The following is a 23,098-nucleotide window of genomic DNA, read 5'->3' as shown; positions in this document are numbered from 1 at the left end:
CCGGTTTGCACGGCTGGATTTTCTGTTATCCTGCTGCCTATGAACAAAGCTACCGCCCTCTTGCAAAATCTGATCCGTATTCCGTCAATAACGCCGGAAGATCATGGATGCCAGCAGGTCTTGGTCGACTTTTTGGAGCCTGCCGGGTTTTCATGCCATGCGCTGGAATTTGATGGGATTAAATGCCTATTTTCTCGCATTGGCGAAGGGCGCCCGCATATCTGCTTTGCCGGGCATACCGATGTCGTGCCAACCGGGAACGAAAGTCGCTGGACGCACCCCCCCTTTGGCGCCGAAATCCATGATAATGTCCTTTATGGACGGGGGGCCGTCGATATGAAAGCTGGCGTGGCCGCATTTGCCGCTGCGGCGCTGGCATACGGAAAGCCGCAAACCGCTACGATCAGCCTGCTGATTGCCGGGGACGAAGAGAGCAGCGTGAATATCGGCACCGCCCGGACGCTGGAATGGATGAAAGAAAACGGCCATATCCCCGATGTCTGCCTCGTCGGCGAGCCCACATCTCTCGATACATTTGGTGATATGATAAAGGTCGGGCGGCGCGGCTCCCTGACCGGACACGTCACAATCACCGGCCAGCAAGGCCATGTTGCCTATCCCGACCGTGCCCGCAATCCGATGCCGGTCATGGGCCGGGTCATGAAGACGCTGGAAGAATTGCTGCTGGATAATGGAAACCGCTATTTCCAGCCGTCAAATCTGGAATGGGTTACGGTCGATACCGGCAATCCATCCGGTAACGTCATCCCGGCGCAGGTGACCGGGACATTCAATATCCGGTTTAATGACGAGCATACGCATGACTCGCTGGAAGCAATGCTTGTGCGTGAGCTTAAAAACCAGGAAAAAGACGGCATTACCGTTGACGTTCGATGGGTCCGCGGGGCCGAAAGTTTTTTCAGCCCGCCGGGGGATTTTGCCACGCTGGTGCAAGATGCTGTGGAAAGCGTATCCGGCGTGCGGCCGACTCTGGATACGATCGGCGGCAGTTCCGATGCGCGGTTTATATACAAATACTGCCCGGTTCTGGAATTCGGACCGTTATGCGGTCTCGCCCATCACATTGATGAGTCGATTCCGGTTGCCCATATCGAGCAAACCGCCGCCGTTTATACCGAAGTTTTAAAGCGTTACTTTGGATCGTAATCCACCCGGACGAGATACAAACCATCGGCCGGGCATGTCGGGCCGCCCTTTGTACGGTCGCGGGATTCGAGCGCGGCTTTTACATCCGCCTTTGTCCATTTGCCTTCGCCAACCAGCGCCAGTGTGCCCACCATATTGCGGACCTGATGATGCAGGAATGACTGGGCTTCGGCATGGATCAGGATTTCAACGCCTTCATGATCGTCATAGGGACGCGTTTCGATATCCAGCCGATCGAGCGTTCGTTCCGGAGATTTAGCCTGACACTGGCTATCGCGGAACGTTGTAAAATCATGATGGCCGAGCAATACCGTTGCTGCGTCAGCCATGGCCGCGGCATCCAGCGTTTTTTTAACGTACCAGACCAGCCCGCCCTCTAATGCCGGCGGTGCCGAACGATTAACAATCCGGTAGGTATAAAGCTTGTTGGTTGCCTGAAAACGGGCATGAAATTCGGGATCGGCTTCTTCCGCCTTCACGATGGCAATAGCATGGTCCCGCAAATGCGCGTTCAGCGCCTTGGCCAGATCAAAACCGGTGAGCGGCCGGGTGCCGTAATCCAGATCGAAATGAGCAACTTGTCCTCTGGCATGAACACCGGCATCGGTCCGGCCCGCCACGTGGATACGGATATCTTGCTGGCAAAAGGCCGTGATGGCTTCCTCGACCGCCTGCTGGATCGTCGGATCACCGTCCTGACGTTGCCAGCCGCAATAATCCGTGCCTTTATATTCAACCGTCAGTTTCCAGCGTTTGAGCGTCATGCAAAGGCCTCGTCAACGTGAACGTACCCCCCATTCACCGCCGCGGTCACATCCATTGCCTTGGCGCTTTCCGGCTGGATCCGGGTCAGGCGCAAAACCGTATCGTTGCCGCATACCACATGCCCGCCGCGATCGGCCAGCGTTCCGGGTGGCTCGGTATAGCGCTCGCTGACCGGTTCAGCTTCGAGAATCTTAATACGCTTGCCCAGCATTGTTTCGGTCCAGACACCCGGCCAAGGCGTCAAAGCCCGGATCTGGCGGTCAATCGCCGCGGCATCCAGCGTCCAGTCAACCCGGCCATCATCCTTGGTCAGCATCGGCGCGTAGGTTGATAACTCATCGTCCTGCAGTTCGCTGTCTAGCCGGCCCTTGGCGGACAATTCGTCCAGAACGTCGACAATCATGGCCGCGCCCAGGGCCGATAATTCATCATGCAAGCTTTGCGCCGTCGTTATCGGCCGGATTTTGACGCTGCGTTTTTCGACCATCGGGCCGGTGTCGAGGCCTTCTTCCATCTGCATAATGGTAATGCCGCTTTCCGTATCACCATCCCAGATCGCATACTGGATCGGGGCCGCGCCGCGCCAACGCGGCAACAGCGAAGCATGAATGTTCAGGCAGCCATATTTCGGCGCGTCCAGAACAGCCTTGGGCAATAACAAGCCATAAGCCGCCACGACGGCCACATCCAGATCATGAGCCGCAAATTCTTCCTGTGCCGCTTCGTCCTTTTTCAGGGAGCGCGGCGTGTAAACCGGGATGCCGTGTTCGGCGGCAACCTGATGAACCGGCGACGGCTGGACCTGATGCCCCCGGCCTTTGGGACGCGGCGGCTGGGTATAGACACAGACAACCTCGTGATCGCTGTCGATCAGGGCTTCGAGCGCCGGAACGGAAAAATCCGGCGTACCCATAAAAGCTATGCGGAGGCGATTGTCAGTCATGGGTTACAGGATGCTCTGGCTCTTTTTGGCCTTTTCCAGCCTTTTGATAATCATATTGCGCTTCAGACGCGAGATATGATCGACGAACAACATGCCGTTCAGATGGTCGATTTCATGCTGGACGCAGTGAGATAACAGCCCACTGGCCGCCAGTTCGGCTTCCTTGCCGTTATAATCAAGGTATTTAACGCGCACGTCTGCCGGGCGCTGGACTTCGGCGTAATGACCGGGAACCGACAGGCAGCCTTCCTCCATCATACTGATTTCTTCGGATTCCCAGATAATTTCCGGGTTGATGATAAAGTGAGGATTGCCTTGCTGGCGTTCACCGTCTTCACCGCGCCAATCCAAATCCATAACGAGGACACGGCTGAGCAGCCCGACCTGATTGGCGGCCAAGCCGATCCCGTTGCTTTCATACATAGTTTCCAGCATCGCATCGAGCTGTTTACGCAGCGCGTCGTCCACGCGCGCGACGGGGTTGGCCATAGTGGCCAGAACCGGGTCGGGGGCTGTGATAATCTCTAACGTACTCATTTTACCTTACTTATCATTATAACACGGACGATCAAGCATTTACCTGCTTTTTCAGGGGTTCTTCTTCGCCGCTGCCCTCTGCCATCATCAGGCCACGCGGGGTTTTATCAAGCGGGCTCAGTTCAGGCAAGTCTTTACTCCCCGATTGTACGCCGAGTTCCTTGAGCCGCCGGGCTGCGGGCAAAACCATCCGGTCGAGCGATCCGACAGCGTCGTTGTAAGACCCCATTGCCCCGCTGATCGAACGGCCGATTTTTTCAAAATGGCTGCCGAACGTCAAAAGACGCTTGTAAAGTTCCGCCCCCTGCGCCGAGATTTTCTGGGCATTTTCGGCGAGTTCCGCCTGCCGCCAGCTAAGGCCCACGACACGCAGAAGGCTCATCAACAAGGTCGGGGAAGCAATGATAATATCGTTTTCCGCGGCAAAATCGACAATCGCCGGGTCGGCTCGCAAGGTCATGGAAAACATGTGTTCCGAGGGTAAAAACAGCACCGTGAAATCCGGGCTTTCAATATTCTCCCAGTAACCGCGCCGTCCCAGCTTACGGACATGATCGCGGACCTGCCGGGCCAGATTTTGCATCAGGGCGTCATGTTCTTCGGCGCTCATATCCTCGGCCAGCCGGTGGGCAAATTCGTTCAGCGGCGCCTTGGCATCAATGATGATGTTAAAGCCGTCCTGCAGACGGATCACGGCATCCGGGCGCTGGCGGCCTTCCGCCGTATCCATTGTGACCTGCGTTTCATAGTGGACACCTTTTATCAGGCCCGATTTATCCAGCAGGCCTTCGAGGATGAATTCACCCCAGCGGCCCTGCGCCGCCGGATCGCGGAGCGCGCCGGTCAGCCGCGCCGTTTCCCGGCTTAAATTCTGCAAATCCACTTTTAGGGCCTGATCGGTTCCTTTGATCTGTTCGATCGCACTACCCAGCGATTTGAGCTGATCCTGGATCGGTTTGACCATTTCATGAATGGATATCTGGCGTTTTTCAAGGTCGTGAACGCTGTTAGCCTGCGCCTGTTTCATCTTTTCCTGCGCCAGTTCGGAGAAGCGCTGCAGGAATTGTTCGCTGTTTTTATCCAGCGCTTCCTGCGCGCTCAGGGCAAATAAAGATCCCATTTCATCGGCAGCCTTTTCCTGATAGCGCATTTTTTCCCGCAAGGCGGCCATTCCGGGAGCCAAAAAAGCCACGGCAATCAAAAGCCCCGCGCTTAGCCCGAACATCAATGAAACCCAGTCAATCGTCATTTTGCTTTTATCCTTCTATGCATGCTGTACAATAACATTGTTATGAACGCTTATTGCAAATCTTTTTCGAAAAAACGGCAGACCGGCAACGCCCTGATCTATGTCCTGATCGTTGTTGCCCTGTTTGGCGCGTTGAGCTTCCTGCTGGCGCGGCAGACCGATACATCCGAAACCGGCGTGGTCGGAGAAGAGAAAATCAATATCTATGCCGGGCAGCTCATATCTTCAGCCAGCCAGCTCAAACAAGCCGTCGATATGATGCAATATAGCGGCAGCGCCATCGATGATCTGGATTTCGTCACGCCCGATGATGAGCCGGCTTATTCAACAGCGCCCCATATCGACAAGGTTTTTCATCCGGAAGGCGGCGCGGTTATCCTGCCCAAGCTGCCGACCGAAGTCGTAAGCCAGTTCAGTAACGATCCGATTGCCAAATGGTATATTGGCCGCTTTAATAATGTTGAATGGACTCCCTCGATCGCCGAAGACGTCATTCTGGTGGCCCACCAGATATCGCCGGCGGTCTGTGCCAAAATCAATGAAACCCTGACCGGGTCGGCAACGATCCCGGCGCTCGGTGTGGCTTATTCCCTGCGTAACGTACTGATCGACGATTCGCTGCATAGCGGTGCTAATACCGATTTTGACGTAGCGGCCTGTGCCGCCTGCGAGGGTGTGCCCTCCCTGTGCATCACAAATAATGCCGGCACGATGTACAGTTTTTACAGCATCGTGGCCCAGCAATAATCTTTATGCTGTTAGCTGGCAGACCAGCGCCCGCAGTTCCGGGATGCCTCTCTCCGCATGGGAGCTTGTCGTCATCACCGCATTAAACGCCGCCGGATGTTTTTTGAGGGTTGTTTCGATCTTTTCGATCAGGGCCGCCAGAGGGTCGCGTTTAACCTTATCGGTTTTGGTCAGGACGATCCGGTAGGATACCGCCGATTCATCCAGCATCTTCATGATCTCTATATCGCTGTCTTTCAAGCCATGGCGAGAGTCCACCAATATAAATACGCACCGGAGCGTTTGTCTTCCCCGCAGATAGGAACGCAGCAGTTTATTCCAGTCTTTTTGCTGGGATTTAGAAACCTTCGCATAACCGTAGCCCGGCATATCAACCAGATAAAACCGGTCGCCCATATTAAAGAAATTAAGCTGCTGGGTCCGGCCCGGCGTATGGGACGTACGGGCCAGCGCCTTACGCCCCGTCAGCGCGTTAAGCAATGAAGATTTGCCGACATTGGAACGGCCGGCAAACGCAATTTCCGCGCGATCCCCCGCAGGAAGTTGCCCCAGATCGGCAACGCCCAACACAAAGTCACACGTCCCGGAAAACAGTTTCCGAGCTTCTTCTATCTCGTCCGGGGAAAATTCATCATTCATCATTGATACGGCTTCGCCGCGCGGTAAATGCCGCCGTCGACCTCTTCATATTTACGGATGGTTTTTTCAACAAACCCGCCATTTAACAACTGCACCAGCGCCGCATTCAGCATGGATTGAAACCGCACATCATCCTGCGGGATAGCGATGGTATTGCCAAATACCCTGATAGGGTTGTCGGGAATAACATTCCTGAGGGTGCCGGGGTTATTTTTCCGGTATTGTTCGCCCAGATAGGTTTCCACGAACGTTATGTCGGCCTTGCCCGTTGCGACTTCCAGCATCTGGGTCGTTTCGTCCGTCATATTCGGCAGGGAAACCAGCCTGGCCGAAGGGAAGTCCTGCCCGGCCACCAAAAAAGCCATATTACCGTCTGTAGCCGATATACGAATTTCCGGGCTGTCGACGTCAGAAAGGCCGCCGTCAAAACGATGGTCATCTTCCTTCACATAGGCTCCCACGGCTGAATAGAACAGGGGGATCGTAAAACCCAGATAGCGGCCTTCCACCGGATTTTGCCAGAAACTTGTACAGATGGCATCAACCCTGTTGCTTTCGATAGCTGTTACCGTATTGCCCCAGCCGAGTTCTTCGGCCCAGTCGATCTTCAAACCGAGCAAACGCGCGGCTTCCTCCATGATATCATGGGTAATCCCGGATTTTTTTCCGGTTGCCGGATCGACAATCAAATGGGGGCTGTAATCAATATACCCGCAGCGTATCGTGCCCGTGCGCATCACCCGTTCATAGGTTGTTTCTTTTTGTTTCTCCTCGGAAACCGGGGATACGCCGTTTTCTGGTGCCGTGATATTGACAACAGAATAGCTGGCAATAATAGCCACTATGGTTGCCAGCATCACGGTCAAGACCTGTTTCATGGTTTCTTTCCTTCTTTTAATCGCACGCCCAGCATAGCGCACGCGGCGCACAAGATAAACAGGCCCAGCCACCAGCCCTGCCACAGGCCGTAGCTTACCGAAGCCGCTGCCAGTATCATCATTAAAACAGGGAGGGCCACCCGGTTTTGTTCAGGCGACAGACGCGTATACATAGCCCGCAGAAGGCCACAAAGCCCGATGATGGCCGCAACAACGCCAATCAGGCCAAACTCGATCCAGAGCTGCAGGACAAAGCTATGGGGATGCAAAACGGACGTCCCCTGATAATAAAGCTGGGCCGTATCAAACGTAATATCGCGGGTGGCTTCTATCCCGTAACCGTAAAACGGGCTGCCCATGATATGACGGCTGATGAAATCCCATATCTCCAGACGCTCGCCACCATAGGCGCCGCCGCGCCCCAGCAAGGGGTTCGCATCAACCGCCGGTCCCAGCCCGTCAAAAGCCGCCATCGCCAGCCACGGAAAGGCCAGCATATAAAGGCTCAGCCCCGCCGCCAGCAAAAACCAGCTTATCTTCCAGCGGTACAAAAAGGCCGGCAAAAGCAAGAACAGCGCGGCAACTAAAAACGATAGCTGGGCTGACTGGCTTTTCGTCAATAATAAAAACGGGATTCCGACGATCAGAGCGCTCAACAATAACGTATTTGTCTTGTTTTCTTCTCGCATCGCAAACGGCAAAAACGCTGCAAAAAGCAAGAACGTTATGCTGACGGTCGACCGGTTTAAACGGCTGGGATTAACACTTTCCGCATAAGGCATCCCGTGCAGCAGGTGATACAGGGGGAAGTTGGCCAGCATTTCAATCGACAAAAATGCCGCCGTCGCCAGCCACGCCAGCGGGAAAAAACGGCTCACCGTGCGGATGGTTTCAAACGGCACGGCCCGTACCACGGAAAACAACAACGCCCCCGGCAACAATATCGCGGCCAGCTTCGCCGCGCGCACCAGCGCGTCGTCCGCGCTTTCTGCCCATAAACTGCTGGCCGCCGCCACAAGAATCACGGCCAGCACAGCGCCGAAAGCGGGGCGATGCAACGGAACGGTTTTTCCAAAAACATAGGGGTAACAAAGCGCGGCGATGAGCCCCGTCAAACCCGGCGCAAAAACCAGCGCCCGCGGGGCCAATAGGGCGAGAAGTGGCATAAAGGCCAGTGCTACGCCCAGCCCGCGGCTAAACCACTTGTCTTTTGCAATAGAAAAAAACGGCAAGGCCGCCATGAAACGCCGCTTTCAAAAAAGAGAGATTTATTGGAATTCCAACAATTTCATTTCAACACCGATCGCGTCATCGTCATCCATAATGCGGTCGTCACGGTCGTTCTGATAGAAAATGCCAACATCACCTTCGCCCACCCGGTCACGGGTCGAAACATCGCCGTCCCCGTGGTCAATTACCGTTGTTGTTACCTCATCGCCCATAACTTCTTCCAGCTCCTCTTCTTCTCCGGAAGCCGGTTCAATAGCCGACACCTCATCGGCCAGAGTCGGCTCACCAAAGGCCGGATGCCCCTGATTGGAGAACTTCTCTTCGCCCGCGCCAAAACCGTCATCCGCCGCCAACGTTATCGCCGGACACATAAAAACTGATAGTGCCAAAAAAGTAACAACCGTGTATTTCATAGGATAAATCCCTGTCTGTTTATTATTATACCGTTCGAAAAATTCTTAAAACGCATCCTGTATTTTTTCGCCCGCCCGTTCGACATCGCGGCCCACCCCTTCCAGGGTATTGCCACATCCGGTCAGAAACGGCATTATCATTACCGCTAGAAAAACAATCAATAGTCCCTTGCTCATCTTTTTTACTCCGTCAAGACTTGTTCCGCTCAGCTTTTATTTAGCTGACATGTGTCTTAGCAAGATTTCTTCGAAAACAAAAGTTTTTATAGCATCTTACCGTAAAACAAGGCAAATTTGCATATGTACTAATTTTTTTACAGTTTCTTGTCAAAATCCAACCTTTTTCACTTTCCTGAAAAACATTTAACTATCTGAAAAATTATATATTTTTTATTTTTCGACTGCTTTTGTCCAGAATAAAGAAAATGTTAACGATTGTAGGGTACTTTAGGGAATATGCGCATTTGTACAATTTGCATAAAATTTTATGGATTTTTGTACAGCGGAAGGTTTTAGAGGGTTTACAATGACAGGTTTTATGAAAACGCCATATAAGTATATAGCCGCCTTTTTAGGCGGGCTTATGCTGCTTTCTGCTACCCCTGCGCACGCCAGTGACGTCAGCGACATCTCCGCAAACATTATTGCTTCTATTTCTAACTGGCCCGGCCTCGTTTCCGGTGTTGCTTATCTGATCGCCCTTCTGTTTGGTGTTTGGGGCGTTATCAAATTAAAAGATCACGTGGAAAATCCCGGCAACACGCCGTTACGCGAAGCTGTTATACGGTTTGCCACCGGCGGCGCCCTATTGGGTCTGCCGATTATCTACGAAGCCATGGAACGCACAATCAGCGGTGGTGTCCCCGCCGTTGAGACCATGCAAACCAACTTCTTTACCGGCATTATGGGACCGCTGGCTGGCATTATGGGGTTTGCCGCTGTTCTGGGACAAGATTTCAATTCCATTCTGGAAAACATCGTCCAGTCGATTCAGGATCTGCCTGGCCTTATTTCCGGTGGGGCTTACATTATCGGAATTATTCTGGGCGTCTGGGGTATTCTCAAGCTCAAAGAACATGTCGAAAATCCGGGTAATGTCGGCTTACGAGAAGGGATTATTCGCTTGCTGGTCGGCGGCGCATTTTTTGCCTTGCCTACCCTGTACGTCGCCATGTTCGAAACGTTTGATGACGGCGGGATTGCTGCGGCCCTTATGCCCTTGGTTAATGTTGTTCTGCCCATGGAAGCGATTGCAACCATCGGCGGCCCATCTAACTGCTTTACAGCCGGAGCCGGCACCGTTGCCACGATTGTCTGTAACACCATGGGCAGCACGGTATACATGCCGGCTTTCCTGTCGGTTGCCTCTTATCTGGCCGGTTTGGTTCTGGCGGTCTGGGCTCTTTTGAAACTGCGCGACCATGTTATTTCACCGCAAAATACGCCGATGTGGGATGTCGTGGTTCGTTTTCTGGCCGGCGGCGCTTTTTTCGCTCTGCCAACCATTGTCGAAGTCGCTTACAACACGATTACCGATTCTGTTCTGGCACCGAACCTGAATAGCGGGTTTAACGGCGCCGTTTCCGGCGGGGGACTGGATGCCATGATGGTCGGATTCGTAGAAAACGTCTTTGGGCCGTTGCTCTCGATGTTTTCCTGGTTCAGTTTCGTTGCCGGCATGATCTTTGTTATCATCGGGATATCCCGTTTGCTGAAATCCGCGCAGGAAGGACCGCGTGGCCCCGGTGGGATCGGCACCATTATGACATTTATTACAGCCGGGCTGCTGCTGTCCATGAACTCTGTCATGGGCGCCTTTTCAAACTCCATGTTTGGCCTTGGCGTCGGGGAAACACAAGTTCTTTTGGCTTACACGACCGGTATGACCGCCGTAGAGGTCGATCATGTTCATGCCGTAATGAGCGCTATCCTGCAGTTCATGATCGTGCTGGGCTATGTCAGTTTTATTCGTGGCTTCTTTATCATAAGAGGCGTCGCGGAAGGAAATTCTCAGGCATCTGTGATGGCTGGAATAACCCACCTTTTGGGGGGGGCACTCGCCGTAAACTTAGGATCGGTCCTCAATGCCGTACAGGCTACTTTGGGATTGGTCGGTTTTGGTGTAAACTTCTTTTAACCATGGAATGAGGAGGACTATAACCATGATTAAGCAACTCAACAAAAAAACCACGCAAATGAGTGCGGCTTTTGTTGTCGGTATGATGCTGGCACCAAATGCGGCTCATGCGAACAACTTTAATAACGTGGCCGAAAACATCGTCGGTTCTATCAACAACCTGCCAGGTCTGTTGTCAGCTCTGTCGTACATCTTCGGTATTTTGATCGGTACTCTGGGTATCCTGAAAATTAAGGATCACGTGGAAAATCCGGGCAACACGCCGCTGAAAGACGGGGCAATTCGTCTGGCAGCCGGTGGGGCGCTTCTGGGTCTGCCGATTATCTTCGAATCCATGTTGGAAACGATCAACACCGGTGGCATGGGTGCTAACGCTACGGCCGCTGTTGCAGACCAAATCGACGGTGGTGGTCTGTTCTAGGACTCTTTGTCGACCCTTTGTTTTTTCAAAAGGGTCGACAACAACTATATAACTCTATTGCAGTTCGCTCTACCTGTCCGGGCTGCGTGGAAAAAACAAATGAAACCTAATTTATCTATTACGTTGGGCGTTGCATGGTCTACCGGCAATGCCCAACTCTCTTCTTCTGATAAAGTGCTTTCTGCTGATTTGCGGCAGAAAATTTTCGAGCGCGATGATCATACCTGTCAGTTTTGCGGATTCAAGGCCCAGAAATATCAGGAAATCCATTTCCTGAATGGAAACCACAAGAATACTCATATGCAAAACATGACGACGAGCTGCATGTTCTGCGCCCAGTGCTTTGATCTCGACCACGTCGCAACCATGCGTTCGGGTGTGTTGATCTGGCTCCCTGAAATTTCACAGACGGCGCTGCACCATATTGCCCGCGCCATTTATGTCGCCCGGATATCCCAAGGACCAATGGCCGAGGCCGCCCGGCGTTCTCTGGACATCATGATGCAAAGGCGGGAAGAGGCCCGCAGCCGGCTGGGGACTGACGACCCTTATGTTTTGTCGAGTGTTTTGCGTGATTATATCTCCGCCAAGACCTATGAGGCGCGGGAAGATAAACTCGAAGGCCTGCGCCTGTTCCCCCTGGACCGTAGAATTATCAAAGAGGCTGATCTGGAATTTAACCAGTTTCCACAGATTCTGGCCTACTGGCGTTCAAAAGACGGGCCATTTGGCGGAAAAATTCCCAATAAATGGGTCGATATCTACAAACAGATAACCCTACCTAAAGCGGCCTGACCGCTGCTCAGCGTTGCTTGTTATAAAAATCGAACGTCTTCCTGATACAATCGGTGCCATCGGTTAACGTAACCGTCATTTCCAGACTGCGCAGAATTTTCCTGAGATCGCGGGAATAAGAAGGTGAGTCAATATGGACTTTGGCTTTTGTGGGTTCGCGCGCATCAACATATATAATAGGAAGGGTCGTTAATTCCCGGTCCTTTGTTTCAATAAATATATCCGCGTCGGCAAAGCCCCTTTCCGAATAAACGGTCACTTCCACAGTTTCCGGCGATACCACGATATCATTAATTTTCAGTCCGGGGAGCTCACTTTCCGTCGGCAGTTTGCTTCTGGCCTCTTCAATCATATCCCTGTATGACACGTTCACCATTGGTGTTTTATCTTCAGCAGGAACAGGCAATGTCAGAAAAATTCTTTGGGGTACGCAGGTTTTTTCATTGCATACCGATGTTTCCATGTTCATTTCAATCGTCACGGGCCGGGCCGGAATATTAACATTTACGTCCAAAGGGATAATTACGTGCCCGGAATAGCCTAAATTCTGGGAACCCCGGTCATTAAAGCGCTTGGGAAAAGGCCAGAGCATATCAACACTTTTGACATTGCTACCCCGGCCCCAGTTCACAGTGGGAGGGATTGCCCCCTCGCCCGGCAAGCGGAAATAAATATGCCACCCTTCCGCTACGTTCAATTCAAGGGCCACGTTCAGGACACGGTGAATACTGGTCTCTTCGATAGGGCTTATCAGGCGCGCATACACCATTCCCCCGTCAAACCAGTTCGTTTCGAGAGCTTTTGCCGATGTTGGGATAAAAACTACCACCAACCCTAAAAGTACACGAAATATGGTGGCCATAAAGAATCCCTTCCAAAAATTTTATCGTCCTGCAGAAACCTGTGCTACTTTCTATTATAACAAAGTAACCGGTGTACGGGCAATGACAACAGACAATAAAAATGAGCATAACTCTTTGACCGGCAAACTGCTCATGGCAATGCCCGGTATTGGCGATCCGCGGTTCGACAAGGCCGTTATCTATATCTGCGCCCACGATCAAAACGGAGCTATGGGTCTTGTTATAAACAATACTCTGGAAGGAATGACGCTGGATATTCTACTGAAACAATTCGATATACAGCTAGAAGACGAAGCTGACATACCCGTGCTCGAAGGCGGCCCGGTTGAAACCGCCAGAGGATTTATCCTCCACAGCCCCGATTTTAATCTGGACGATACCGTCAAGGTCGATGAACGTCTGAGCGTTACGGGAACGATTGATGCGCTGCGCGCTGTCGCAAAGGGAGATGGGCCTCAGAAAATGTTGTTTATTCTGGGCTATGCCGGATGGGGCGCCGGGCAACTCGATCAGGAAATCCAGCAAAATGCCTGGCTGACGGCCGATGCCGATTGCGACCTTATCTTTTTAACGTCCCCTGAAGAAAAATGGGAAGCGGCCGTCTCAATGCTCGGGATTGATCCGGCTATGCTCTCCCACGAAGCCGGAAGGGCGTAATATAAGCCGCCACCCCCCTCTCAACTGTTTAAGCTATTCTGTTCATTATTTTTATTTCCCCATAGGAAATAAGAATTTTGTGAAACGATATCTCGTGCTATAAGGGGCCATATCATCGTTATTTAACAATTCTTGATGGAAAAATGGGTCATTTCTCGTTTATCGATAAATCTTATAAATTGCTGTTTCTCATTTATGCCCCCGTTGCCTTGGCGACTCTGGCGTTGAAATTTTTTTCCGGCATTGAAATAAGCTATATCTTTTTGGCAGCGATTGCTTTCGTCATCGTTTCGACGATGATTGCCTTGCTGGTTGTTGTCCAATTCTTTCGGCATTTCGAAGATGTTAAAAAGGACCGGGAACTTCATATTCCCTATACGCTCCGGCATCAGTTTTTGATCGCGTTTATTGCTATTTCCGCCACAACGTTTCTGATTGCCGGGTCTTACGGGTATTTCGTTTACCGGATCACAGATGGCAAGGGATTTCCCCAGATGATCCCCGGTGAAAAAATTGTTTTTCTCACAGGAATCAAAGATCCTATCGGAAACAAAATCGAGGGATTCGATACCATTATGGCCGGGATCAATCATTTTATAGAGGAAACACCCGACAAAACGGGTCTCTACCATTTTTCTTACATTGACCACCATGATGCTTATGACGAAGGCTTTAAACTGGCCGTCCAGCAAAAAATTAAAGAGGGAGCGCACTATTTCATCTGTACGTCCAGCGACCCTTGTAAAGCCCTGACTGCCGACTTCCCGTCTCTGGCGGGTAAAAATGCCGACGGCCCGGCGGATGCCCGGTTAATCATTACGACGGCCAGCCTGTCGACTATCCAGACCCAAAAAGACCTGATCTATAAATTCTCGGTCAACAATCATGACCAAGGGGACTTGCTGGCCAAAACAGCCTATGAAAGCGGCGCACGCAAAATCGCGTTTATCGCAACGGACGATGAGTATGGTCACGATGCCGTCCAGAATTTTGAGAGCGCCTGGCAAGAATTTAGCGATATCGAGGGAATACAGGGCGTCTTCATCGACAAGAAGCTATCCGCCGATAAAGTAACGGAACGTCTGGCTGAAAGCTTCCTCATAAAAAACAGTTATGATTCTATTTTGATTGCCGGAAACGGTCGGGAAATAAACTTCTTGAATTCTCAGGAAAGTATCAGGGATATGCCCCTTTATGTATTTTCCGAGAGTTCCTATACGTTGATTGACGGGCTGGAAAATCCATCGCGAATGACAACCATCCGTCCCCGTTACCGGGACAGCATGCCCGGTTTGTCCGGGCGCATGGATACAATGGTCTACATGACGCTGGAAAAGCTGATTCATTCGATTGAACTGGCTAAATCAAGCGAAGACAGCTTTGATTCCGTATGGGGCGATACGAGTTATCCGGCGCTGGTTGAATTTGAAAAAGAGGGCGATGCCGATTTCAAAATTCTGCTGCAAATCTATAAGCCCACCGTTGATTCCGATGATCTCGACCTCCCGGATCAGGACGATAGATAATAAGACCTGTATTCCCGCCTTATTTCCTTTTATAATGAACAAACGTCTTTGTCTGTTTCTTCATAAGGGTTTTCAATGTCGATCGAAAAAGTTGCTGTTATCGGGTCCGGGGTCATGGGAAGCGGCATTGCCGCGCAAATCGCCAATGCGGGCGTGCCGGTTGTTTTGCTGGATATCAAGCTGAAAGACGGCCCTGATCTGGCCCGCAATGCGATCGACAAAATGCTCAAAACAGACCCGGCACCACTCATGAGTTCGCACAATGCGCAACTGATTACACCGGGCAATCTGGAAGACGATCTGGACCTGCTGAAGGATTGTGACTGGATTGTCGAAGTTGTTTTGGAAGACCTCGATATCAAGCATAAGACCTACGAGAAAATTAACAAACACCGCAAGAAAGGTTCGATCGTTTCTTCCAACACGTCGACCATTCCGCTGGAATTGCTGGTCAAGGGACAGGGCAAGGATTTTGAAAAAGATTTCCTGATTACGCACTTTTTCAACCCGCCGCGTTATTTGCGCCTGCTGGAACTGGTCGTGGGCGACAAAACCCGGAAAGATGCGATTGATACGATTGTTGAATTCTGTGACGTCCGGCTGGGCAAAGGCGTTGTGCGCTGTAACGATACGCCGGGATTCATCGGTAACCGGATCGGCGTGTACTGGCTGACGACGGCGCTGAATGTCGCGATCGAGGACAGCGTTCCGGTTGAGGTCGCCGACGCCGTGATGAGCAAACCGGTCGGCATTCCCAAAACGGGCGTCTTTGGCCTTTTGGACCTGATCGGGATTGATTTGATGCCGCATCTGGCCGATTCGCTGCTTTCGACGCTACCCAAGGATGATGATTACCGCAAAATCTATATCGACCACCCGCTAATTCACGGCATGGTTGAGGCCGGTTACACCGGACGTAAAGGAAAAGGCGGGTTTTACCGCCTCGATAAAACGGACGGAAAGAAAGAAAAACAATCCTTCCCGCTGGACGGTAAAAAATTTGATGAAAGCACCTTTAGCAAATCCGTTAAACCAAAGCTGGCCTCTGTCGATGCCGGGAAAAAAGGCGTCAAAGCCGTTGTAACGACGGATGACGAGGGCGGGATTTATGCATGGAAAGTGTTGTCACGGACATTGGCCTATGCGGCCTCTCTGGTGCCTGAAATCGCCGGGAATATTGATGCTGTCGATGAAGCCATGAAGCTTGGCTATAACTTCAAAAAAGGACCGTTTGAGCTTATCGACGATCTGGGGCCGGCATGGTTTGCCGCAAAGCTGGAAGAAGACGGTATCGCCGTCCCGCCGCTTTTGAAGAAAGTCGGGGACGGGACATTCTACAAAGTCGAAGGTGGCAAGCTGCAAGTCTTTGGCATTGACGGTAAATACCACGATATCAAACGGCCGGATGGCGTTTTGCTTCTTCGCGACATAAAACTGGCGCAAGAACCCGTGTTTAAAACCGGCAGCGCCGCGCTGTGGGATATCGGCGATGGTATTTTGTGCGTCGAATTTACAGGTAAAATGAATGCGCTGGACGATCAGGTTTTTGAAGCCTATCACAAATCCATCAAGCTCATCGGCGACGGCAGCGGCGATTATAAGGCCATGGTCATTTATAATGAAGGAAGCCATTTTTCCGCCGGGGCCAATCTGGGGCTGGCTATTTTTGCGATGAATATCGCCATGTGGCCTGCGATCGAGGATCTGGTTTCCGGCGGGCAAAAAGTTTATAAAGCCCTTAAATATGCTCCCTTCCCGGTTGTGTCCGCGCCCAGCGGCATGGCACTGGGGGGCGGGTGTGAAATTCTTCTTCACAGCGATCATGTGCAGGCGCATGCCGAAACCTATACCGGGCTGGTAGAGGTCGGGGTGGGTCTTATCCCCGGCTGGGGCGGGTGCAAGGAAATGATTTTGCGCTACATGGAAGAAGAACGCCAAAATTACGATAAGGCCACGGGCGGTAACACCGTATGGTTTTCACCGAAGACCACGCCCATGGGCGCAGTGCGCAAAGCCTTTGAAACGATCGCGCTGGCCAAGGTGGCCAAGAGCGCGCAGGAAGCGAAGGAAATCCGCTACCTCAAAGAAAGCGACGGCATCACCATGAACCGTGACCGGCTTTTGCACGATGCGAAGGAAAAAGCGCTGGAGCTAGCGAAGGGTATCAGGCACCGGAACCGGTGGCGGAAATTCGCCTGCCCGGACCGTCGGGGAAAATGGCGTTGGATATGGCTGTCAGCGATCTTCGTAAATCCGGCAAGGCCACGCCGTACGATGTGACGGTATCCGGCGCGGTCGCCACGGTTTTGAGCGGCGGCGAAAAAGCCGACTGGAGCAAACCACTCTCCGAGGATGATCTCTACAAACTGGAGCGCACAGAGTTCATGAAGCTGGTCCATAATGACGGCACCATGGACCGGATCGAGCATATGCTGACGACCGGGAAACCGCTTCGGAACTAACGATGCCGCGGCCAGAACGGCGCCCATCTCTCTGCCTGAGAAACCGCCGGTTGCTCAACAGAAACGGGCTGCGCCACCCGGGAAACGTCCGTATTATCCACAAATACGGCCTTTAGCCCTGTCGCCGCAAGCGCCGCCGCAACAACAGCGACAAAAACCGGGGGGGTTTGCGCCCCGACCAAATCAAAATTTTTCGGATCTTTTGTCATTTTTGCACCCTCTTTTTTGACAATATAAATTTCTATAACAAGAGATTTACGCTTATGTCAATTTTACCCGCTTTTTATTTGCCATATTGTACATTTTTGTGTAGGTTATCCGCATATAAAAAAAGACTGAGGGTAGTATTTTCATGGCTCTACCGGGCCCTAAAACTGGTTCCGTTCTAACCGGGAACAAAGACGAGCATCATCTGGATGCGCAGCGCGGATTGATTCAACACATGATCAATCTGGAGCATTTTGCGCACGAACTATCGTTTCACCATGTCGAACTACCGACCGGTCAAGACGATGGTTCAACTTATCGCGCTTTATGGGCTATTTCGCCATCCGGTGCTTATACGGTCCTTCACACCCATGTATTATCCGGGAAAGATCCCCATAATGCTATGGCCACCGAACCTGCTTATACGGTTGTCCGGTCCCCTTATCCTTCGGTTTTGAAGACATTGCTGGAAAACGGGCAGAAAAGAAACCATAGCGACTTGTTCGAAAGCGCCCATATACAGGTTTTAAAGACATACCGGGAACGGGATATACACGGCCCGGAAAACGGTAACGGTCTACTGGATTTTCGCTGGGCTTACGAAACAATCCGCCAGTTTGATCCTGTTATCGCCAAAGCCCGGGAAGACCATGGTCTGCTTTCGCAGGAAACTCCTGATTTTTGTCAAAACCGTTCCAGCCTGTTTTGGCTGAAACCCGACGGGCGCGGCAAGTTTCATGTTAATTATTACTGCAATCCCCGTCACAACCGGACAAACCTGACCAATGCAGAAGCCATGAAAAAATGGTTTAACCGCTGGATTTTAAGAAATTTTTCGATCCAAGTGACACAAGAGCCCGTTACCCGGGATGAAGCGGCGGACCTTATTCGCCAAAAATTCAACCGCTATGCCGGTAATATTCTGGAGGGCGCACACCCCTATACGATGCCGGAACAAATCCAGGAAATGAATCTGAACGGTTGGCAAAAATTCAAGCATGTCTATGGCAAGACAACGATGCTCAACACCATGCAATGGTTTGGAGTCAGCATCAGTGAAATGAACAAAACGAAGTTTCTGATTGGTGTTGGCATTGCCGTGGGTATTACTGTGGCGACTCAGTCTTTTGCCGCGTTGGGTGTCTTTGCGAAAAACGCCAAATCGAATACCGTCATCAAGTCGGCAAACCGCATTATGAATGTCGTCAAAAACCATTTTGCATCTCTTGAACGGCAAGTCCGCGGAGACGGCAAAGACATGTCCTTTATGATTGCTGACGGCGCGCCCTTGCGACTGGGAGAGGATGTTGCCATTCACAAGCTGCGGCCCGGCATGGCCGAGGATGTGAAAGCCGCCGATATGCGTATTATCGGTCACGCCTTTCCCAAGACCACGCTTATGAGCGATGATAAAGAGCAAGAGCGTGTAAAACGCATTATGATCGACCCTAAAACAAGCCCTATCGGTACGGTCTTCCGTATAGTCAAAATGGGGGAACGAAATTGGTTACAGGCCGATGAAACAAAAGGCTTGCGGATTTTATACAAACCCGAATGGCGTATGGCGTGCGTTGAAAAAGTCCGGCAGCCGGATAAGGGGCGCCGGCTGGAGGACGCGATTCAAAAAATGCTCGACGAAGCCGGCGAAGATACCATGGTTTTGTTTGAGGATGAAAATGACTTTATTCAATCTGCCGCCTCTTCCGGATTTCCTGAGATCGTCGCCCGGAAGAAAGGTCAGTTTGATGACCTTAAGGCCCAGATGCCGGGACGGTCTTTATACGATCACGGTTATGGTTTTTTGAGATCTCTGGGGCATGAAGAAATACAAAAACTGAAAAAACAAAACTGGAAAAACTATAAAAAAAGTCATAAGCAAAAATTCAGGCAGAGCCGCTTGCCGGCGCTCGCTTTACGGTTTTACATTCATGCTGTGAAGTCGGAAGACCCAGGATCGCTACCAGAACCACAATTCCAGCGTATATTTGCAAAACAAACAACGCCCAAGCCCCACATCACGTGACCTGGGAGAGAACAGTTCATGATGGACTGCAGGGATCAAACCACATCTTGCATTTTAACGGCGCTTATCCTAAAGTCCCTGACGTAATATCAGCACACTCTAATGGATTGAAGGAGACTGTCCATGAAACGCACGTTATTGACTGCCTTTCTGACCGGTGCCGTATTGATGAGCGCCCCGGTTGCTATGGCCCAAATTGATCTGGCGAACGAGCCGGTTCAACCCGTACCCGCCAAGGCCGATCTTGATCCCGCCAAAGTGAAACTGGGGGAGCGCCTGTTTTTTGATGTGCGGCTATCATCCAATAAAATCCTGTCCTGTGCGACCTGCCATAACCCGCAGACCGGCGGAACCATTCCGGGTGTAACGACATCCGTTCCGGGCGCCAGCGGTAAAACCGTTCCGATTAACATTCCGTCTGTCCTGAACAGCGGCGCGGACACCACGCAATTCTGGAACGGGCGCGCGGCAACACTGGAAGACCAGGTAAACGGCCCGCTGGAAAACCAGGATGAAATGGGCGGCAACTGGAATGATGTTCTGGCACTGATGGAAAGCGATGAAGCTTACAAGACCGCTTTCGATTCCGTTTATGGCGGTAAAATCACTGCTGATAACGCCCGTGACGCCATCGCCACGTTCGAGCGTTCCCTGACCACGCATAATGCACCCTTCGACCGTTACCTGAACGGCGACGAGGCCGCGATTTCCGCCCAAGCCAAACGCGGTTATGAAGTGTTCAAGGAAATCGGCTGCACGACCTGTCACACCGGCTCTAACGTTGGTGGCAACATGTTCATGGCGATGAGCGAAGATTACTTCAAGGACCGCGGCACCGAGATCATCGATCAGGATAAAGGCCGCTTCACGGAAACCGGCGATGAGGCCGATATGTATGTTTTCCGTGTGCCGCCGCTGCGTAACGTTGCTGTCACAGCACCATACCTGCATGACGGGAAAGCGGAGACGCTGGAACAGGCCGTTGAGATCATGGCAAAATACCAGCTGGGTCTGGAAGATGGTGAACTGTCGACCGAAGACCGCGATGCGATCGTTGCCTTCCTGAAGAGCCTCCACGGCGAACTTGCCGAATAGCTTTTCTAACAAACGTATAAGCGTTACAATGACCTCCTGAACATCAGGAGGTCATTTTGTTTGGATTCGGAAAAAAGAAGAAAAAAGACCAGAAACCTTCCCGTGAAGAATTGATCGCGCAGGCCACCGCCAATGCACAAATCGCACGCGAAGCGATCGGGGAAGAGACGCTCGACAGAATCGCCGCGGCCATGCGGAAAAAACAGCAATCCGACATTGAAAAGGCCAAACGCCAGATCCAGGGCATGGATCAGGACAAAGTTGCCGACAGTGTTCGCCTGTGGCTGGATGAGGATTAATAAAAAAATTGCGCGGACCTGGAAGGGATTAGGTCCGCGCAATGGAGAGACAGAAATACTATTTATATTAGTATTAAGGAATATTATCGTATGCTCATAGAGCTTTGTCAATGACTAAATTCTAATATTTCAAAAAACCATGATTTGTTAACTGGAATACCCTATACTTAAGGCTCTGAAATTGCACTTTTTCACCGGAGATTTTCCTTATGCCCGTCTATAATCCGCCCCTTGATGATATCCGTTTTGTCCTGAATGAGTTATTGCACGCCGAATCACTGACGGCTCTTCCGGGCTATGAAGAGGCGACGCCCGATCTGGTTGACCAGATTCTGGAGGAAGGATCAAAATTGTGCCGGGATGTCCTGTTCCCGATCAACCAAAGCGGCGATCAGGAAGGTTGTCATTTTGACGGCGGGGCGGTCACCACACCCAAAGGCTTTCAGGAAGCTTACAAGCTGTTTGCCGAGTCGGGATGGTGCGGTGTGAGCGCCAACCCGGAATATGGAGGGATGGGCCTGCCGGTTCTGGTGAATACGGTGATGCAGGAAATGATCTGCAGCGCCAATTTCTCGTTCGGCATGTATCCCGGCCTGTCACAGGGGGCTTATGAGGCGCTGGCGCATTTCGGAACGGATGAGCAAAAACAGACCTACCTGCCTAAACTGGTGACGGGAGAATGGTCGGGAACGATGTGCCTGACCGAGCCGCATTGCGGCACCGATCTCGGCCTGATTAAAACCAAGGCTGTACCCAACGGGGATGGTTCTTTTGCCGTAACCGGTACCAAGATCTTTATTTCCGCCGGGGAGCACGACCTGACCGAGAATATCATCCATCTTGTTCTGGCCCGGCTGCCGGACGCCCCGGAAGGCGTGAAGGGCATTTCCCTGTTTGTGGTTCCCAAATTCCTGCCTGATTCGATGAAGGGTAACGCTGTGACCTGTGGTTCGATCGAGCATAAAATGGGGATCAAGGCCTCTTCGACCTGCGTCATGAATTTTGAAAACTCCCAAGGCTGGCTGGTCGGTGAGGCCCACAAAGGCCTGAAAGCCATGTTCACAATGATGAATGCAGCACGGCTCGGCGTGGCAATGCAAGGGCTGGGCATTGCCGAGGTCGCCCAGCAAAACGGGCTGGCCTACGCCAAGGACCGGTTACAGATGCGGGCGCTGGACGGCGTTAAATATCCCGACAAACCGGCCGACCCGATCATCGTGCACCCGGATGTCCGGCGCATGGTTCTGACCGGCAAGGCTTTCTGCGAAGGCGCGCGGGCGCTGTCTTACATGGTTGGCATGAAGCTTGACGTTTCGCACAAGCACCCGGATGAAAAAGAACGGCAAGCTGCTGATGATTTCGTGGCATTGATGACGCCGATCGTAAAGGCCTACCAAACCGATATGGGGTTTGAGGTGGCCAACCTCGCCATCCAGATTCACGGCGGGCACGGCTACATCGCCGAATACGGAGTCGAGCAATATGCCCGTGATGCCCGGATTGCCATGATTTACGAAGGAACAAACGGAATTCAGGCGCTGGATCTTGTAGGCCGGAAAATGCCACAAAATATGGGGCGTTTGCTGCGGCGGTTCTTCCATCCGGTTCATGAGTTCATTGAAGCTGAACAAGCCAACCCGGCGATGGCGGAATTCATTTTCCCGTTGGCCAAATCCTTTGCCAAGCTGCAACAAGCTACAGCCACAATTGCCCAGAAAGGCTTAAAAGATCCGAATGAAGCCGGCGCAGCGGCCACAGATTATTTACGGCAGTTTTCTCTGGTTTCTCTGGCATGGATCTGGGCGCAAATGGCCAAGATAGCGCTGGAAAAGCTGGAAAGCGGCGATGGCGGCCAGACCAAAGATTTCTATGAAACCAAGCTGGCAACGGCCCGGTTTTTCATGACCCGGATGCTGCCGGAAACCGATGGCCGGTTTAAAATGGTGATGGCCGGAGCGGAACCCTTGATGGCTATGGATGTCCGCCATATGTAATTCATACAATGGAAAATAAAATATTTTGACATAATATAACTTTCTATATAT

22 protein-coding genes and 1 pseudogene are annotated in these 23,098 nt (G+C 51.8%); 12 read left to right on the top strand and 11 right to left on the bottom strand.

The window, feature by feature from the left end:
- Positions 1-39 precede the first annotated feature (39 nt).
- Positions 40-1,167 (top strand): succinyl-diaminopimelate desuccinylase, encoded by a 1,128-nt coding sequence (dapE, locus tag H6868_02320; GenBank protein MCB9988151.1) that lies wholly within the window; start codon positions 40-42, stop codon positions 1,165-1,167.
- Here dapE and truA read toward each other — a convergent pair.
- Genes truA through H6868_02300 form a run of 4 tightly spaced genes read right to left on the bottom strand, consistent with a single transcriptional unit; the run spans position 1,152 to position 4,661 of the window.
- The gene (truA, locus tag H6868_02315) at positions 1,152-1,931 is read right to left on the bottom strand and encodes a tRNA pseudouridine(38-40) synthase TruA (GenBank protein ID MCB9988150.1); all 780 of its coding nucleotides are present in this window, start codon (positions 1,929-1,931) and stop codon (positions 1,152-1,154) included. The genes dapE and truA overlap by 16 nt on opposite strands.
- Positions 1,928-2,875: a methionyl-tRNA formyltransferase gene (locus tag H6868_02310; protein MCB9988149.1), complete on the bottom strand. Its 948-nt coding sequence runs from the start codon at positions 2,873-2,875 to the stop codon at positions 1,928-1,930. The genes truA and H6868_02310 overlap by 4 nt, the downstream gene beginning before the upstream one ends.
- A 3-nt stretch (positions 2,876-2,878) precedes the next feature.
- Positions 2,879-3,412, bottom strand: coding sequence for a peptide deformylase (locus H6868_02305; GenBank protein MCB9988148.1), 534 nt, complete (start codon positions 3,410-3,412; stop codon positions 2,879-2,881).
- 31 nt (positions 3,413-3,443) lie between these two features.
- Positions 3,444-4,661, bottom strand: coding sequence for a DNA recombination protein RmuC (locus H6868_02300; GenBank protein ID MCB9988147.1), 1,218 nt, complete (start codon positions 4,659-4,661; stop codon positions 3,444-3,446).
- 42 nt (positions 4,662-4,703) lie between these two features.
- Here H6868_02300 and H6868_02295 point away from each other — a divergent pair, with 42 nt between their 5' ends.
- Positions 4,704-5,408: a hypothetical protein gene (locus H6868_02295; protein MCB9988146.1), complete on the top strand. Its 705-nt coding sequence runs from the start codon at positions 4,704-4,706 to the stop codon at positions 5,406-5,408.
- 3 nt (positions 5,409-5,411) lie between these two features.
- Here H6868_02295 and H6868_02290 read toward each other — a convergent pair whose 3' ends face one another.
- The 5 genes from H6868_02290 to H6868_02270 are packed head-to-tail and all read right to left on the bottom strand — an operon-like array spanning position 5,412 to position 8,745.
- The gene (locus tag H6868_02290; protein MCB9988145.1) at positions 5,412-6,050 is read right to left on the bottom strand and encodes a YihA family ribosome biogenesis GTP-binding protein; all 639 of its coding nucleotides are present in this window, start codon (positions 6,048-6,050) and stop codon (positions 5,412-5,414) included.
- Positions 6,047-6,925 (bottom strand): transporter substrate-binding domain-containing protein, encoded by an 879-nt coding sequence (locus H6868_02285; protein MCB9988144.1) that lies wholly within the window; start codon positions 6,923-6,925, stop codon positions 6,047-6,049. The genes H6868_02290 and H6868_02285 overlap by 4 nt, the downstream gene beginning before the upstream one ends.
- The gene (locus tag H6868_02280) at positions 6,922-8,166 is read right to left on the bottom strand and encodes an O-antigen ligase family protein (protein ID MCB9988143.1); all 1,245 of its coding nucleotides are present in this window, start codon (positions 8,164-8,166) and stop codon (positions 6,922-6,924) included. The genes H6868_02285 and H6868_02280 overlap by 4 nt, the downstream gene beginning before the upstream one ends.
- A gap of 27 nt (positions 8,167-8,193) precedes the next feature.
- A complete protein-coding gene (locus tag H6868_02275; GenBank protein MCB9988142.1) occupies positions 8,194-8,568 on the bottom strand; it encodes a hypothetical protein in 375 nt (124 codons plus the stop codon).
- A gap of 45 nt (positions 8,569-8,613) precedes the next feature.
- Positions 8,614-8,745: an entericidin A/B family lipoprotein gene (locus tag H6868_02270; protein ID MCB9988141.1), complete on the bottom strand. Its 132-nt coding sequence runs from the start codon at positions 8,743-8,745 to the stop codon at positions 8,614-8,616.
- A 406-nt stretch (positions 8,746-9,151) separates the two neighbouring features.
- Here H6868_02270 and H6868_02265 point away from each other — a divergent pair, with 406 nt between their 5' ends.
- The 3 genes from H6868_02265 (at position 9,152) to H6868_02255 (ending at position 11,921) form a co-directional block, all read left to right on the top strand.
- Positions 9,152-10,705, top strand: coding sequence for a hypothetical protein (locus H6868_02265; protein ID MCB9988140.1), 1,554 nt, complete (start codon positions 9,152-9,154; stop codon positions 10,703-10,705).
- Positions 10,706-10,730: 25 nt separating this feature from the next.
- Entirely contained in the window at positions 10,731-11,126 is a 396-nt protein-coding gene (locus H6868_02260; GenBank protein MCB9988139.1) for a hypothetical protein, read from the top strand.
- 99 nt (positions 11,127-11,225) lie between these two features.
- A complete protein-coding gene (locus tag H6868_02255) occupies positions 11,226-11,921 on the top strand; it encodes an HNH endonuclease (GenBank protein MCB9988138.1) in 696 nt (231 codons plus the stop codon).
- A gap of 7 nt (positions 11,922-11,928) precedes the next feature.
- Here H6868_02255 and H6868_02250 read toward each other — a convergent pair whose 3' ends face one another.
- The gene (locus tag H6868_02250; protein ID MCB9988137.1) at positions 11,929-12,783 is read right to left on the bottom strand and encodes a hypothetical protein; all 855 of its coding nucleotides are present in this window, start codon (positions 12,781-12,783) and stop codon (positions 11,929-11,931) included.
- An 82-nt stretch (positions 12,784-12,865) separates the two neighbouring features.
- On the opposite strand from H6868_02250, the gene H6868_02245 reads away from it, so the two are divergent.
- The 3 genes and pseudogenes from H6868_02245 (at position 12,866) to H6868_02235 (ending at position 17,429) form a co-directional block, all read left to right on the top strand.
- A complete protein-coding gene (locus tag H6868_02245) occupies positions 12,866-13,441 on the top strand; it encodes a YqgE/AlgH family protein (protein ID MCB9988136.1) in 576 nt (191 codons plus the stop codon).
- Between the two features lie 143 nt (positions 13,442-13,584).
- Positions 13,585-14,967: a hypothetical protein gene (locus H6868_02240; GenBank protein MCB9988135.1), complete on the top strand. Its 1,383-nt coding sequence runs from the start codon at positions 13,585-13,587 to the stop codon at positions 14,965-14,967.
- A 75-nt stretch (positions 14,968-15,042) separates the two neighbouring features.
- Positions 15,043-17,429: pseudogene (locus tag H6868_02235) on the top strand (enoyl-CoA hydratase/isomerase family protein).
- On the opposite strand, the gene H6868_02230 reads toward H6868_02235, so the two are convergent.
- Positions 17,426-17,638: a hypothetical protein gene (locus H6868_02230; protein MCB9988134.1), complete on the bottom strand. Its 213-nt coding sequence runs from the start codon at positions 17,636-17,638 to the stop codon at positions 17,426-17,428. The pseudogene H6868_02235 and the gene H6868_02230 sit on opposite strands and share 4 nt — an antisense overlap.
- Before the next feature lie 143 nt (positions 17,639-17,781).
- On the opposite strand from H6868_02230, the gene H6868_02225 reads away from it, so the two are divergent.
- The 4 genes from H6868_02225 (at position 17,782) to H6868_02210 (ending at position 23,047) form a co-directional block, all read left to right on the top strand.
- A complete protein-coding gene (locus tag H6868_02225; GenBank protein ID MCB9988133.1) occupies positions 17,782-19,659 on the top strand; it encodes a hypothetical protein in 1,878 nt (625 codons plus the stop codon).
- Positions 19,660-19,827: 168 nt separating this feature from the next.
- Complete coding sequence (locus tag H6868_02220) at positions 19,828-20,754, top strand: c-type cytochrome (protein ID MCB9988132.1); 927 nt, start codon at positions 19,828-19,830, stop codon at positions 20,752-20,754.
- Between the two features lie 56 nt (positions 20,755-20,810).
- On the top strand, positions 20,811-21,053 hold the full coding sequence (locus H6868_02215; GenBank protein ID MCB9988131.1) for a hypothetical protein: 243 nt from the start codon (positions 20,811-20,813) through the stop codon (positions 21,051-21,053).
- A 209-nt stretch (positions 21,054-21,262) separates the two neighbouring features.
- Complete coding sequence (locus tag H6868_02210) at positions 21,263-23,047, top strand: acyl-CoA dehydrogenase C-terminal domain-containing protein (GenBank protein MCB9988130.1); 1,785 nt, start codon at positions 21,263-21,265, stop codon at positions 23,045-23,047.
- Positions 23,048-23,098 lie beyond the last annotated feature (51 nt).

This window comes from Rhodospirillales bacterium, from assembly GCA_020638175.1.
GTDB lineage: Bacteria > Pseudomonadota > Alphaproteobacteria > Micavibrionales > Micavibrionaceae > JACKJA01.
Note: the sequence above shows the minus strand (reverse complement) of the source record. Positions and strands in the feature narration are given on the sequence as shown.

Excerpts from the sequence above, each read along its gene's own strand:
- dapE (MCB9988151.1), top strand. The coding sequence starts at position 40 with ATGAACAAAGCTACCGCCCTCTTGCAAAATCTGATCCGTATTCCGTCA.
- truA (MCB9988150.1), bottom strand. The coding sequence starts at position 1,931 with ATGACGCTCAAACGCTGGAAACTGACGGTTGAATATAAAGGCACGGAT.
- H6868_02310 (MCB9988149.1), bottom strand. The coding sequence starts at position 2,875 with ATGACTGACAATCGCCTCCGCATAGCTTTTATGGGTACGCCGGATTTT.
- H6868_02305 (MCB9988148.1), bottom strand. The coding sequence starts at position 3,412 with ATGAGTACGTTAGAGATTATCACAGCCCCCGACCCGGTTCTGGCCACT.
- H6868_02300 (MCB9988147.1), bottom strand. The coding sequence starts at position 4,661 with ATGACGATTGACTGGGTTTCATTGATGTTCGGGCTAAGCGCGGGGCTT.
- H6868_02295 (MCB9988146.1), top strand. The coding sequence starts at position 4,704 with ATGAACGCTTATTGCAAATCTTTTTCGAAAAAACGGCAGACCGGCAAC.
- H6868_02290 (MCB9988145.1), bottom strand. The coding sequence starts at position 6,050 with ATGATGAATGATGAATTTTCCCCGGACGAGATAGAAGAAGCTCGGAAA.
- H6868_02285 (MCB9988144.1), bottom strand. The coding sequence starts at position 6,925 with ATGAAACAGGTCTTGACCGTGATGCTGGCAACCATAGTGGCTATTATT.
- H6868_02280 (MCB9988143.1), bottom strand. The coding sequence starts at position 8,166 with ATGGCGGCCTTGCCGTTTTTTTCTATTGCAAAAGACAAGTGGTTTAGC.
- H6868_02275 (MCB9988142.1), bottom strand. The coding sequence starts at position 8,568 with ATGAAATACACGGTTGTTACTTTTTTGGCACTATCAGTTTTTATGTGT.
- H6868_02270 (MCB9988141.1), bottom strand. The coding sequence starts at position 8,745 with ATGAGCAAGGGACTATTGATTGTTTTTCTAGCGGTAATGATAATGCCG.
- H6868_02265 (MCB9988140.1), top strand. The coding sequence starts at position 9,152 with ATGCTGCTTTCTGCTACCCCTGCGCACGCCAGTGACGTCAGCGACATC.
- H6868_02260 (MCB9988139.1), top strand. The coding sequence starts at position 10,731 with ATGATTAAGCAACTCAACAAAAAAACCACGCAAATGAGTGCGGCTTTT.
- H6868_02255 (MCB9988138.1), top strand. The coding sequence starts at position 11,226 with ATGAAACCTAATTTATCTATTACGTTGGGCGTTGCATGGTCTACCGGC.
- H6868_02250 (MCB9988137.1), bottom strand. The coding sequence starts at position 12,783 with ATGGCCACCATATTTCGTGTACTTTTAGGGTTGGTGGTAGTTTTTATC.
- H6868_02245 (MCB9988136.1), top strand. The coding sequence starts at position 12,866 with ATGACAACAGACAATAAAAATGAGCATAACTCTTTGACCGGCAAACTG.
- H6868_02240 (MCB9988135.1), top strand. The coding sequence starts at position 13,585 with ATGGGTCATTTCTCGTTTATCGATAAATCTTATAAATTGCTGTTTCTC.
- H6868_02230 (MCB9988134.1), bottom strand. The coding sequence starts at position 17,638 with ATGACAAAAGATCCGAAAAATTTTGATTTGGTCGGGGCGCAAACCCCC.
- H6868_02225 (MCB9988133.1), top strand. The coding sequence starts at position 17,782 with ATGGCTCTACCGGGCCCTAAAACTGGTTCCGTTCTAACCGGGAACAAA.
- H6868_02220 (MCB9988132.1), top strand. The coding sequence starts at position 19,828 with ATGAGCGCCCCGGTTGCTATGGCCCAAATTGATCTGGCGAACGAGCCG.
- H6868_02210 (MCB9988130.1), top strand. The coding sequence starts at position 21,263 with ATGCCCGTCTATAATCCGCCCCTTGATGATATCCGTTTTGTCCTGAAT.